Raw genomic sequence first — 12,724 nt, forward strand, 5'->3', positions numbered from 1 at the left:
TGATGTGTCTGATCGCTTTCGACTGGCAGCCTGATACCGCCGCCGGTCCCGTCTTTACCCTGGCCGCCAACCGCGACGAGTTCTTTCGCCGCACGAGCGCGCCGCTCTCGTGGTGGGAAGATGTACCGGGCGTGCTGGCCGGTCGCGATCTCGAAGCAGGCGGCACGTGGCTCGGCGTATCGCGCGACGGCCGCTTCGCCGCGCTGACGAACTACCGTGCGCCGTTCGACATCCGCGCCGGCGCGCCGACCCGCGGCAAGCTCGTGTCCGATTTCCTCGGCGGTCCGTCCGTCGCGCCGCTCGACTATCTCGGGCAGCTTGCCGAGCATGCGGCCGTGTACAACGGTTTCAACCTGCTCGTCGGCGACTGGAAGCGGCGCGAACTCGCGTGGTTCTGCAACCGCGCGCCCGAGGGCGAAAGCAGTGTCGCCGCGCCCGTCACGGTCACGCCCGGCGTGCATGCGCTGTCGAATGCGCGGCTCGATACGCCCTGGCCGAAAGTAGTGCGCAAGCGCGCGGAGCTCGGCACGCTGCTCACCGACAACCCGACCCCGTCGCTCGACGAACTGATCGATCTGATGCGCGACCCGCATGTCGCGGACGACGAAGCCCTGCCGCACACGGGCATTCCGATCGAGCGCGAGCGTGCGCTGTCGGCCGCATTCATCGAGACGCCCGAGTACGGCACGCGCGGCACGACCGCGCTGCGCGTCACGATGAAGGAAGGTGTGCGGCTGACGGTCGAGATCAAGGAGCGCTGCGACGACGACGGCTCGCACCGCACCGTCCGCCCGGGCACGTTCGAGCGCGCGTTCACGTTCGATATCGACGCGACGCGACCGCGCTGAACGCGCGTGCCGTGCTACGGCGCGCGGGCCATCTCGACGTGCGGCACGCCGGCTTCGACGAACGGTTCCCCGACCGCCGCGAAACCGTGTTGCACGTAGAACGACACCGCCGACGCCTGCGCATAGAGCCGTACAACGGTTTCGCCGCGGCGCCGCGCGGCATCGAGTAGCGCGTTCAGCACCGCTGACCCGACCCCCTGCCCACGCGCGTCGGCCAGCACGGCGACGCGGCCGATCGTGCCGGACGGCAGCAACCGCCCCGTCGCGACCGCACGGCGGATTCCCGTCACCGCATCGATCCGGTACGCAACCGCATGGAGCGACAGCGGATCGTCGTCGTCGAGCTCCCATTCCGGCGGAATCCGCTGCTCGCGCACGAACACCGCATCGCGGATCCGCGCGGCGTCGCCGCCCAGGACCGTCCAGTCGCCCGTTTCCACCACGCCGTCCGTCATCGCTGCCCTCCATGCGGCGCGCACGCCGTCAAACGCCAGTCGTCAAACGTCGTCGAATGCGGCCTTCAGCGCCGCGACCGCGTCCGCATGCGCGGCTCGCACTTCCGGCACGTAGCCGCCCATCTTGAAGAATTCGTGGATCATCCCCGGATAGCAAACCAGCGTAACCGCGTTGCCGGCCGCACGCAGCTTGTCCGCGTACGCGGCACCCTCGTCGCTCAGCGGATCGTACTCGGCCGTCGCGATCCAGGCCGGCGCGACACCCGCGAACGACGGCGCACCGCGCGTGCCGTCGAGCGGCGCGAAGCGCCAGTCGTCGCGGTCCCCGGAATCGCGCACGTATTGCGTGAAGAACCACTGGATCGTGTCCTGCGACAGCAGGTAGCCGTTCGCGAGCCGCGCGTGCGACTCGGTGTCCTGATGGCCCGTCACGCCCGGATAGATCAGCATTTGCAGCGCGAGGTGAATGCCAGCGTCGCGCGCGAGCACCGCGCAGACGGTCGCGAGCGTGCCGCCCGCGCTGTCGCCGCCGACCGCCAGCCGTGCTGCGTCGATGCCGAACGTGGCGGCCTCGCGATGCAGCCATCGCAATGCGTCGTCGGCGTCGTTCACCGCGGTCGGGAACCGATGCTCGGGCGCTAGCCGGTAGCCGACCGACAGCACCGCACATTGCGCATCGCGCGCGAACATCCGGCACAGCGCGTCGTGCGTGTCGATGCTGCCGACCGTGAAGCCGCCGCCGTGGTAGTAGACGAGCGCGGGCAGCGGCTCCGCGAGGCTCGGCGCGACCGGCAAGTACAGCCGCGCGCCGATCGTGCGACCGTCGCGCGTCGGCACGACGCATTCCTCGACCGAATGCATCGTCGCCGGTGCGACGTCGAGAATCGGCGCGCTCTTCTCGTACGCGGCGCGCGCCTGCTGCGGCGTCTGGTGATGATAGGACGGACGTTTCGCGCGCTCGATCATGTCGAGCACCTGGGCGATCTTCGGATTCAGCGGCATCGGTGAGGACGGCGCGTGCGCGGCGCCGTAAGCGGACAAGCGTCACATGATGCCACGCCCGCGGCGGACGGGCGGTACGCGCTGCTTGCCGAAATGACGGCGCTTCGGCGCTCCGTGTAACGCGTCCGGCGCGCGAACGCACGACGCCAAACAAAACGGCCCTGCCTCGGGCGAGGCAGGGCCGTGCGTCGGGGCGCTTACGCGTCGCTCGGGCCGGGCTGCGCGTCCGGCGCGGTGCGCGAGCGTTGCCGCTTGATGTCGCGGCCCACCGCGATCCGCCGCATGTACTTGAACGTACCGAGCGCCTTCGCGACGAAATTGCCGTCGCTGTCGCGTACTTCGCCTTCGCAGTAGGCCATCGTCGTCGAACGATGCATCACGCGCCCGTAGGCGCGCAGCTCGCCACGGCCCGGCTGCATGAAGTTCACCTTCATCTCGACCGTCACGACGCCGATGCCGTCGTCGGTCAGGCTGCGCGCGGCCATCGCGAGCGCGATGTCCGCAAGCGTCATCGTCACGCCGCCGTGCGCGATGCTCCACGTGTTCATGTGCCGCTCTTCGAGCGGCAGCACGATCTCGCTCGCACCGTCCTTCGCGGACACGAGTCGCACGCCGAGCAGGTCGACGAACGGGCTTTCGATCGACGGGACGTCCGCCGGGGATGCCGCGTCGCTCATCGTGCGCTGTCGACGATGTAGTCGACGCACTCGCGCGATTCGGCCACCGCGACGACGAATTTCTTCACTTCCTGGTGAACCGGGTGCACCTGGTACGCGTCGAGCGCGGCCTTGTCCGTGAAATCGGACACGAGCACGATGTCGGAGGTCGCGTCGAGGCCGGGTGTCGCCACGCCGACATCGATCTGCAGGATGCCCGGCACGAGATCGCGGCAGCCTTCGAGCTTTTCCTTCAGCTTCAGCGCGTTCTGCGCGCGCGTCGCGCCTTCTGCCAATTCCTTCAACTTCCACATCACAATATGTCTGATCACTTCGTTCGCTCCAGTTCGTCTTGGTGCCGCGATTTTCCTAGAATCCTTGCCGGCCGGGCATCCTGAGCCCTTCCACCGTTCGCTTGCGTTCGCCGGAAATCATGTCCCGCCGGGGGAAAAGCGGGTATCAATGCGGGCATCGTTTCAAGCCGCCAAAGACGATACCCGCCTTTTCACCGCGCTGCTTACTGACGTCAAGATCCGACAAGCGAAGGCAGGCGACTAGCCTACCAAACTTACCGACGGCAATGGGCTGTATCTGTTGGTGATTCCGGCCGGCGCCAAGCTCTGGCGATACAAGTACAGCATTGCTGGGAAGGAGAACCGCTTCGCGATCGGTGGATATCCCCACCATCAGCCTTCAAGGCGCACGCGCGGCACGCGACGATGCCCGTGAACTCGTCAAGAAGGGACTGCACCCGTCTCATGCGCGGCAGGACGTGCTGTCCGCGCGCAGCAACGAAGGCAAAGCAACTTTCCGCGCCGTCAGTGACGAGTGACTGCGAAGAAGCGGAAGACGTGATTAATCATCACGCACGATCATTGGGAATTGGGAGCATCTTCACCGAACTCACCTTTACGTCTCTGATGCCCCTCAAAACCCGAATTCCTATCGATACAAAGTCAATATTTCGCGATCCCGAAATCTCCCTCAAAACAAGCATTCATTCTTGCCACCCTCTTTCTTCCAACCTATGCTGAATATCAGATCCGCATTTCATTAGAATAAAAATATTAATCAAATCATTAACAGCAAATGATTATTCCAGGTTTTTCAAATTTTCTCGCCACCATTAACGGGAATGATCCAAAAACCTATCGCCCACTCGACGAAGCCTGACGAGAGGATGATTACTATCGTCAGACATCGTTAGTCGAGCTCGCACAAAATACATGTCGGATTGGGGTCAGGCTCGCCAGGTCGTGATTGAGCCAATACGCGGGATCCGCGAAATCACACGAAAGGAATCGAAAATGAAGAAGACCCTCGCATCACTCGCTATTTTGGGGGCTCTCGCATTGCCCTCTCTGGCCGACGCGGCAACTTGCCAAAACCCAACCGGCTCGTGGCTCAATGAGCTGAACTCAACGATGAATATCACGTCCGTCGCGCCAACTGGCGCCATTACTGGAACATATATCTCACCCTCGGGAACGACCGGGCAGACTTTTCCACTTTCCGGCTGGTTTTATGCAGCGCCGCCTGCAAACAACGGGCTTGATCAAGTCACGCTGGTCACATTTTCCGTGAATTGGAACAATGGTTCTGCCAACTACAACAGCATTACAACGTGGTCAGGACTTTGCCAGGTGACGAACGGCACACCGACGATCACGGCGCTTTACTACTACTCGAACGCCTTCGCCCAGTATCCGTGGAAGCATGTCAATACGGGGCAAGACGTTTTCACCCCGCTTGTCTCGCAGTAGTGGGGCTGCATCCCGCACTCCCACGCCAGACTCACGTATCAACGTCGGGAGTCGAAACGACTGAGCCCCACTGCCGAAGGATCGGCGTGGGGCACAGATTGTGTCCCACAAGCCAAAAGCCCCGAGGGCTTTCACACTCAGGGCTTCGATATTCATTTCGTAAGGGTGAACGCTCTCCCAACAGATTCCGACAGACAGTTATCGTTGTTGGTCGCGGCGCTCACGCGATTCAGTCCACCTGTCGGGCGAAGGTTGCGACACGAGTACCCGCCTTTTCACCGAGCCGCTTAACGAAGTCAGGATCCGGCAAGCGAAGGCAGGCGACAAGCCAGCCAAACTTGCCGACGCCAATGAGCTGTATCTCGGGGTTCGGCCGACGACGAGCCGAAACGTCAGTCGCGCCCTGCCGGCCAGTCCCTTCGCGGTACCAATCAGTCCACCCGTGACGATCCGCTCCGGAATTGTCTTTTCGTGGCCTTGCATCCGCCCCATAAAAAAGCCGCCCGAGCCAGTTCCGACTGGCATCCAGAATACTCAACAGAAGTCACATTCCGTTCAATTTATTGATCAATCAAAACCCAAAACAATCCCTCTCAAATAAAACGAAATCACGACATTCAATCGATAAAGCCCACTTTAACCAGCGGTTTACTTTCATACAATCAAGATCTACCATCGAAACTCCAATGCGATCCATATAGGATTTTTCAAAATCCGAATTTATTGATCACTTTGGTTCAAGCCATCCAATATGGCACATTATTTACATTGACCACACCGGAGGAAATAATGGCTCGTATCGTTTGGGGCACCATCGACAAAAACGGAAACATTCTCAACGGCAGCGGGGACTTCACCGTCGAGAACATCAGCTCCGGCAGATATTCGATCTCCTTCAGCCCCGGATTCTCGGCACTCCCCGGACTTGTCGGATCTCAAAACAACTACAACGACTCATCACAGGCCAGTTCTGACGGCGTAGCCTTCCCGTTCGTCAACAAGAATTCCTGCCAGGCCAATACCGGCAATAACTCAGGCAGCCTTCAAAACAGAAGCTTCGCATTCATCGCGATTGGCAACTAGCAATTCATCAATCATGCCGCACCGGCCCTTGCCGAGGATCCGCTACGAACCGGCTGGCGAATCCGTCGTAAAGATCGAGCAAGGGCCGGAGCACACGGGCGAAAACATTGAACGCGTCATCGATGATGCTCGGAACGGCTTCCTTGAGAAATTGCTAGCGGAAAGGCGGGCGAATCGTCTGCCCGGTACTACTCCGGCGTCGGACCAACAAGGTTGGTCTTCTTGCCCGGCTTCTTCCCGCGTCCGACCTTCACCTTCCCGTTGGTCCCTCCGTTCAACGTAACGAAGGTGAGCCACCTTCGCGACGCGAACGTGTGCTCTACCGACTCGATCGGAAACTCATCATCTAGCCCCATCTTGAACGCCTTCAGCGCGATCGTCTTTTCGGCCGACAGATCGGCTCGGCTGTGCATCGTGAGGCGGCTCGACGACTCAGGCCGCCGTCGACCATAGGTTCGGTTATCGGAATCACGCTTCGAAACCAGCACGGCGCTCGTCCCGGGTTGAATCGCAGGAACACGGCTTGCACGACAACCTCCTGCACGAACGCGACGATTCGTTTCCTGTCCGGCATCAATTGCCCGAATGAAACGTCATTGCCAATCATTTCATTGCTTGATAAGCGGATTTCATTACCCCTTCCCATTAAATCGCATATTTTACCGATTCGACGAGTAATAATTGCGCAACCATATCAATCGAATATCATAAAATCTCGAAAACGTTATTGACTTCGACTTTCCCATAAATTTAGAATCCCCTACGACGGCTTACGTTTCGTTTTCTCCCGCCGTACACGAACCGTCGTTCGTCCACGCGAAGGCCATCCGCATTGCCTTTCCCCGTGCCGCACCGCAGGGCGACGCCCCCTGTTATTTCAGTTTTCGGCATTTATCGGTCATTCGTTTATTTGCCGCTCAATTCGCTTGCCGCAGAAGCATCAATACCCGATTAACGCCCGGCATTCACCCGCATGCCCGCGACACCAGACGAAACGGACAGAAGATCCGTTCACTCGATCATTCCGATAAAAATCGCCAGTCATCAGGAGGGACATCAACATGCATCGCCTTGCGAAGTCGCTGTGTCTCGGGTTCGTCTGTGCCGCCCTGCTCGCGGCCTGCAACGACGACGACGTCCAATCGAGCGGCACGCCGTCGAACAACGCCGCGCTGTCGTTCCGCATGGACGCCGGCGGCCAGCTCAACGCGTTCTACCGGCAGGACAAGGTGGCCGCGCATCTGCTGGTGCGCTCGTCGACGAAACCGCGCCTGCTCGTGGTCTTCCCCGCCGGCAACAGCGGCACGGGGCTGTGGTTCGACGACACCGCGCAGCCGGTGAACTGGAGCCTCGACACGCCGCCGTCCGCGCTGTCGGCGCCCGACACGCACGGCCGCCCGCTGTACGGGATCGGCGCCGACGTGTCGGTGGACACCAGCACGCTGACGATCCGCCAGGGCGTGCTCAGCAACGTGCGCTTCCTGCGCGACTTCAACGGCGGCGCAACGATTCCGCAGCAGATCGTCACGGCGCCGACGATCCAGGGCAACGCCGCGCAATGGCAACGCGACCGGATCGACGGCGCGCCCGGTTATGCGCTGCGCATCACGCTGCGCGACGGCGGCAGCATCGCGCCGTCCGCGGGCGGCAAGCTCGTTCTGAACGCACCGGCGGGCTCGCACACGCTGCGGCTGCATGTCGATGCGCTGTCGGGCGAGACGCCGCTGTCGCCGATCACGCGCGCCGACCTGCTCGCGCCGTCCGTGAACCCCGATCCGGTGAGCCAGAACGTGCTCGAATTCCTGAGCTTCAACGACAAGCTGCTGGCCGGCTCGTGGCAGTACGACACGTACTTCGGCCGCGACACGCTGATCTCGGTCCGCATGCTGATGCCCGTGCTCGCACCCGCGGCGATCGAGGCCGGCTTGTCGTCGGTGCTGAGCCGCCTGTCGGTCGACGGCAAGGTCGCGCACGAGGAAGGGATCGGCGAATTCGCGCTGGTCGACAACCAGAAGAACGGGCGGCCGAACGATCCGACGCCGACCTACGACTACAAGATGATCGACAGCGATTACCTGCTCGCGCCGATCGCGGCCGCGTGGCTGATCGACGATACGCGCAGCCAGGCGCGCGCGGCCACCTATCTGGCGCAGCGCGGCAGCGACGGCCAGACTAACGGCGCCCGCCTGGTCGTCAACCTGCTGCACGTCGCGACGACCACGCAGCCGTTCGCGCAGCAGCCGTCAGTCGCGAACCTGATCCACCTGCGGCCCGGCGAGATCGTCGGCAACTGGCGCGACAGCACCGACGGGCTCGGCGGCGGCGTCTACCCGTACGACGTGAACGCGGTGCTCGTGCCGGCCGCGCTGCGCGCGGCGAACGCGTTCCTCACGCGCGGCCTGCTCGATCCGTACCTCGATGCCGGGCAGCGCGCGACGCTCGCCAACACGGCGAACCAGGCCGCCACGTGGGAAACGCAGGCGCCGCCGCTGTTCCAGGTCAGCGTGCCGGCCGCGCAGGCGGCCACCGACGTGTCGGCCTATGCGCCGTCCGCCGGCGTGCCGGCCGGCGCCGCGCCCGGGGCACCGCTGTCGTTCTACGCGCTGTCGCTCGATCAGCAGGGCAATCCGGTTCCGGTGATGAATTCCGACGGCGGCTTCGCGCTGCTGTTCGGCACACCGCCGGACGACGAGCTCCAGCGGATCGTCACCGACGTCACGCGACCGTTCCCGACCGGGCTCGTGACCGACGCGGGGTTGCTGATCGCGAACCCGGCGTATGCGAACCCGTCGCTGTGGCCGAAGTTCACGAGCTCCGCGTATCACGGCACGGTGATCTGGTCGTGGCAGCAGGCGATGTGGGTGGCCGGGCTCGATCGCCAGCTCGCACGCCAGGACCTGTCGGCCACGACCCGCGCGTTGCTCGCGCAGGCACGGCAGACGATCTGGCAGGTGATCTCGAACGGACGCGACATGCGCACGTCGGAGATGTGGACGTGGTCCTACGTGAACGGCCAGTACCAGACCGATGCGTTCGGCACGCGCAGCGCGGACGCCACCGAAGCCAACGCGGCGCAGCTGTGGAGTACGACGTATCTCGCGATCCGCGATCCGCAGCAGCGCGCGGGCAAGTACTGGTGGCAGGCGTCGCAGCGCATGCAGGATGTACAGCCGAAAAACGCGGCGGCGGCCGTCGCGTCGCGATAGCGCATCGCGTGCGGAAAACGCAAAAAAGCCCCGGGCCGCCTCGCCTCGGGGCTTCAGTGCGTACGAAACCGCTCAACGCATCCGCACGACCACCTTGCCGAACGCGCCGCGTTCGAGGTGGTCGAGCGCGGCCGGTAGCGCATCGAACCCGTACTCGCGCTCGATCACCGGCTTCAGCTTCAGCCAGTCCACCGCGCGCACGAGGTCCTCGAGCGCGCGCCGGTGTGCGACGCCGATCCCCTGCACGGTCGCACGCCCCGTCAGCAGCGGATACACGGACGTCGTCAGCGCATCACCACCCAGATTGCCGATCACCGACACGCGGCCGCCCTGTACCAGCGACGACAGCGAACGCCCGAAATTGTCCGCACCGGCGAGTTCCAGCACGTGATCGGCACCGCGCCCGCCAGTCAGCGCGCGCACTTCGGCGGCCCAGTCCAGCGTGCGCGTGCGGTTGATCCCGTCGTGTGCGCCGAGCCGCTTCGCGCGCTCGAGCTTCTCGTCGCTGCCCGACACGACGATCACGCGTGCCCCCTGCGCATGGGCGATCTGCACGGCGAACAATGCCACGCCGCCCGTGCCGATCACGACCACCGTATCGCCCGGCCGTGTCGTCGATGCGTCGGCCAGTGCATACCACGCGGTCAACCCTGCGCAGGTGAGCGTGCTGGCCTGCGCGGCGTCGAGCGTGTGCGGCGCGGCCACCAGCGAATCGGCGCCGAGCACCACGTACTCGGACAGCATCCCCGGCCCCGGCACGCCGAGCGGCACGCTGCCGCGCGGCTGGAGGCCGTCCTGCCAACCGGTGAAGAACGTGCTGATCACCGCGTCGCCCGGCGCGAAGTCCGTCACGTCGGCCCCTGTCGCGACAACCTCGCCGCGCATGTCCGAACCGGGCACCAGCGGGAACGGCACGGCCATCCCCATCCCGTCGCGCAACACCAGCAGGTCGCGATAGTTCAGCGCGACTGCATCCACGCGCACCAGCACGTCGCGCGGGCCCGGCGTCGGAATCGGTACGGCCGCGAGTTGCAGGTGTTGACGGCCGAAAGCCGGCGATTGCCAGCGATGCATGAGTGACGACATGGCGACTCCGAGAACGAAAACAGAGGAGTTGGCAGGATAATGATTCCTGCAACTGCCATGTGGCGCTAATTTATCGACCTATAGTAGACACGATGGAACCAATCTCGCACGACAGGCTGGCCGGTATCAGCGCGTTCGTCGCTGCCGTCGACGCCGGCAGCTTCGCGCAGGCGGCCGCCCGGCTCGGACAGACGCGCTCGGCGGTCGGCAAGGCGATCGGCCGGCTCGAAGCGCGGCTCGGGACGCGGCTGTTCGTGCGAACCACCCGCAGTCTCGCGTTGACCGACGACGGCCACGCGTTCTACGAGCAATGCGCGCAGGCGCTGGAGGCGCTCGATGCCGCGCAGCACATGCTCGAAGCCGGCCGCGGCGAGGCAACCGGGCGGATTCGCGTGAGCGCGCCCGTCGTGTTCGGCCGCCACCACGTGACACCGCTGCTGCTCGATCTGGCGGAGCAGCATCCGCAACTGCAGGTTGAAGGGCATTTCACCGATCGCGTGGTCGATTTTGCGGATGAAGGCGTCGATCTCGCCATTCGCAGCGGCGCGCTGCCCGACAGCGATACGCTGATCGCCCGCCCGCTCGGCGTGCAATCGATGGCGGTCTGTGCGTCGCCCGCGTACCTGAGCACGTGGGGCACGCCGCGCGATACGGACGAACTCGCCGCTCATCGCTGCATCGTCTACCTGCGCGGCGGCCGCGCGAATCCGTGGACGCTGGCAGGGCCGGACGGCCGCATCGTGCAGCCTGCGCTGCACTACCAGCTCGGTTTCGACGATATCGACAGCCTGATCGCGGCCGCCATGCGCGGCGCAGGGCTCGTTCACCTGCCCGAATGGCTCGTGCGCGATGCGTTGCGCAAGGGGGCGCTGGTGCGCGTGCTGGAACACGTGTCGTCGCCCGGCACGCCGATGCATGTGGTGTGGCCCGCGACGCGGTTCCTGCCGCACAAGCTGAGAGTGGCGATCGATGCGGTGCTTGCAGCGATTCCGCCGCTGCTCGCGTCGTAGGCAGCCGATTTCGACGGGCCGTGCGCGGCCCGCCCCGACCGCTCATGCGTCACCGCGTTACCGCGACACGACCCGGTTCCGCCCTTCCCGCTTCGCCTGGTACAGCCGCTCGTCGACCACGCGCAGCAACGAGTCGACCGTGCTGCCGTCGACCCCGTATTGCGCGACGCCGACGCTGACCGTCACCTGCACGCGTTTGAAATCGAGCCCGAACGGCGAGCTCGCGATCGACGAGCGCACGCGCTCGGCCGTCATGCGTGCGCCTTCGAGCGGCATCTCCGGCAGCAGCGCCATGAACTCCTCGCCGCCGACCCGCGCGAGCCCGCCCGCCGGCCGGATCGCCTCGAGGCACTGGCGTACGACGCCGCGCAACACCTCGTCGCCGATCTGGTGCCCGTACGCATCGTTGATGTTCTTGAAATTGTCGAGATCGAGCGCAAGCAGGCAAAACGGCGTGCCGTCGCGCTCGGCGCGTACCATCTCGCGTTCGACCTGCGCGATGAACTGCCGGCGGTTCGACGCGCCCGTCATCGGATCCGTCGCGGCCATGTACTCGAGCTTCTGGTTCGTGCGCCGCAGCTCCTGCAGCGCGCTCTCGGTGCGCGCCATCGATTCCGACAGCCGGCTCATCAGGTCTTCCTGGCTGTAGATCGCCGAGAACGAGCGGGTCGTCTGCAACGCCTGCACGACGCCGTAGCTGAGCAGGAAGAACCCGCCCGCGAAAATCGCGTGCGCGAGCCACCACATGTGATTCCACGGCTTGCCGAGAATGAATGCGAGCGACGACAGCGCGAACGCCATGATCGACACGCCGTAGATCACCATCAGCGGCGAGCGGATCCGCCGCGCGAGCAGCACGCCGACGTTCAGCAGCGAGAACACGAGCGCGCCGCCTTCCATCGACAGCCGCGTGCCCAACGCGCCCGCGACCGGCGAATACGCGATGTACGCGACGGCCACGTTGACGATCACGAAGAACACGATCCACGGCAGCCACGTCCGCACGCTGGTGCGCTTGTCGAAGCGATCGGGCGGACGCGAATACGACATCAGGCCCGTGAGCAGCAGGATCGACATCACGAGCCGCGACGCGGGCCCGTACAGGAGGAACAGCCAGATATTGTGATGCGCCATCCCGGTGAACGCACCGTGCAGCGCATAGATCATCGCGAAGCCGAGAAAGCCGAGTGTAAGCCAGCGCAGCAGCGGCTCGCCGGACGACCGGTAGCACACCCACGTCACATAGGTGACGAAAGCGCCCTCGAGGGTCGCGGCCGCGATCGCGATTTCATGGAAAATGTGGCTCTCGAACACGACGTGCGGGTCGCTGAAGAACCACAGATAGGCGATCAGATACGCAGGCAGCAACGCGAATCCGACCAGCAGGCATTTCGCGTAGAGCCTCGCGGCCGCGCTGACGACGCGCGGCGGTTCCCCCCCGGCTGCATAGGTCGTACTCATTCGGTCCCCGGTCGGTCTGCTGCGTTGGTTCGAACCTTCGCGGCACGGATCGCGCAACGCACGATCCGGCCCATCGTGCCGAAAGGCAAATGTCAGAGCAAGTATAGGTGGGGCAATTTGTTTGACAAGTAAGGGGAAACGGCATTGCCGGGCG

General features: G+C 64.2%; 14 protein-coding genes. 7 read left to right on the forward strand and 7 right to left on the reverse strand.

All coding sequences use genetic code 11. The features are described 5' to 3' along the window. Positions 1–2: 2 nt before the first annotated feature. Positions 3–848 (forward strand): NRDE family protein, encoded by an 846-nt coding sequence (locus ACTRWB_RS21400; RefSeq protein WP_129512322.1) that lies wholly within the window; start codon positions 3–5, stop codon positions 846–848. Positions 849–862: 14 nt separating this feature from the next. On the opposite strand, the gene ACTRWB_RS21405 is transcribed toward ACTRWB_RS21400, so the two are convergent. The 4 genes from ACTRWB_RS21405 to ACTRWB_RS21420 form a co-directional block, all read right to left on the reverse strand. Beyond that, complete coding sequence (locus ACTRWB_RS21405; protein WP_419684081.1) at positions 863–1,303, reverse strand: GNAT family N-acetyltransferase; 441 nt, start codon at positions 1,301–1,303, stop codon at positions 863–865. A 42-nt stretch (positions 1,304–1,345) separates the two neighbouring features. Further along, complete coding sequence (locus ACTRWB_RS21410; protein WP_446903152.1) at positions 1,346–2,305, reverse strand: alpha/beta hydrolase; 960 nt, start codon at positions 2,303–2,305, stop codon at positions 1,346–1,348. Between the two features lie 197 nt (positions 2,306–2,502). Next, on the reverse strand, positions 2,503–2,982 hold the full coding sequence (locus ACTRWB_RS21415) for a PaaI family thioesterase (protein ID WP_048246791.1): 480 nt from the start codon (positions 2,980–2,982) through the stop codon (positions 2,503–2,505). Next, positions 2,979–3,293 carry a Dabb family protein gene (locus ACTRWB_RS21420; protein WP_446903153.1) on the reverse strand — a complete coding sequence of 105 codons (315 nt, stop codon included), beginning with the start codon at positions 3,291–3,293 and terminating at the stop codon, positions 2,979–2,981. Before ACTRWB_RS21420 ends, ACTRWB_RS21415 begins: the two co-directional genes overlap by 4 nt. Positions 3,294–3,558: 265 nt before the next feature. Between ACTRWB_RS21420 and ACTRWB_RS21425 the strand changes: the two genes are divergently transcribed. The 4 genes from ACTRWB_RS21425 to ACTRWB_RS21440 all read left to right on the forward strand — a co-directional run bounded on the left by ACTRWB_RS21425 (position 3,559) and on the right by ACTRWB_RS21440 (position 5,807). Then, the gene (locus tag ACTRWB_RS21425) at positions 3,559–3,690 is read left to right on the forward strand and encodes a hypothetical protein (protein WP_446903310.1); all 132 of its coding nucleotides are present in this window, start codon (positions 3,559–3,561) and stop codon (positions 3,688–3,690) included. Then, positions 3,632–3,793 carry a hypothetical protein gene (locus ACTRWB_RS21430; protein ID WP_446903318.1) on the forward strand — a complete coding sequence of 54 codons (162 nt, stop codon included), beginning with the start codon at positions 3,632–3,634 and terminating at the stop codon, positions 3,791–3,793. Before ACTRWB_RS21425 ends, ACTRWB_RS21430 begins: the two co-directional genes overlap by 59 nt. Before the next feature lie 475 nt (positions 3,794–4,268). Next, complete coding sequence (locus ACTRWB_RS21435; RefSeq protein ID WP_446903154.1) at positions 4,269–4,724, forward strand: avidin/streptavidin family protein; 456 nt, start codon at positions 4,269–4,271, stop codon at positions 4,722–4,724. Positions 4,725–5,513: 789 nt separating this feature from the next. Beyond that, positions 5,514–5,807, forward strand: coding sequence for a hypothetical protein (locus tag ACTRWB_RS21440; RefSeq protein WP_446903155.1), 294 nt, complete (start codon positions 5,514–5,516; stop codon positions 5,805–5,807). Between the two features lie 188 nt (positions 5,808–5,995). Here ACTRWB_RS21440 and ACTRWB_RS21445 read toward each other — a convergent pair whose 3' ends face one another. Continuing rightward, on the reverse strand, positions 5,996–6,295 hold the full coding sequence (locus tag ACTRWB_RS21445) for a hypothetical protein (RefSeq protein ID WP_446903156.1): 300 nt from the start codon (positions 6,293–6,295) through the stop codon (positions 5,996–5,998). A gap of 573 nt (positions 6,296–6,868) precedes the next feature. Here ACTRWB_RS21445 and ACTRWB_RS21450 point away from each other — a divergent pair. Further along, positions 6,869–9,013: a hypothetical protein gene (locus ACTRWB_RS21450; protein ID WP_446903157.1), complete on the forward strand. Its 2,145-nt coding sequence runs from the start codon at positions 6,869–6,871 to the stop codon at positions 9,011–9,013. 72 nt (positions 9,014–9,085) lie between these two features. Here ACTRWB_RS21450 and ACTRWB_RS21455 read toward each other — a convergent pair whose 3' ends face one another. Next, positions 9,086–10,099 carry a zinc-dependent alcohol dehydrogenase family protein gene (locus tag ACTRWB_RS21455; RefSeq protein ID WP_446903158.1) on the reverse strand — a complete coding sequence of 338 codons (1,014 nt, stop codon included), beginning with the start codon at positions 10,097–10,099 and terminating at the stop codon, positions 9,086–9,088. Between the two features lie 92 nt (positions 10,100–10,191). Here ACTRWB_RS21455 and ACTRWB_RS21460 point away from each other — a divergent pair, with 92 nt between their 5' ends. Continuing rightward, positions 10,192–11,109 (forward strand): LysR substrate-binding domain-containing protein, encoded by a 918-nt coding sequence (locus tag ACTRWB_RS21460; protein ID WP_446903159.1) that lies wholly within the window; start codon positions 10,192–10,194, stop codon positions 11,107–11,109. Between the two features lie 57 nt (positions 11,110–11,166). Here the strand turns inward: ACTRWB_RS21460 and ACTRWB_RS21465 are convergent, their stop codons facing one another. Then, complete coding sequence (locus ACTRWB_RS21465; protein WP_193098549.1) at positions 11,167–12,570, reverse strand: sensor domain-containing diguanylate cyclase; 1,404 nt, start codon at positions 12,568–12,570, stop codon at positions 11,167–11,169. Positions 12,571–12,724: the final 154 nt, after the last annotated feature.

It is taken from the genome of Burkholderia sp. YIM B11467 (assembly GCF_052952715.1).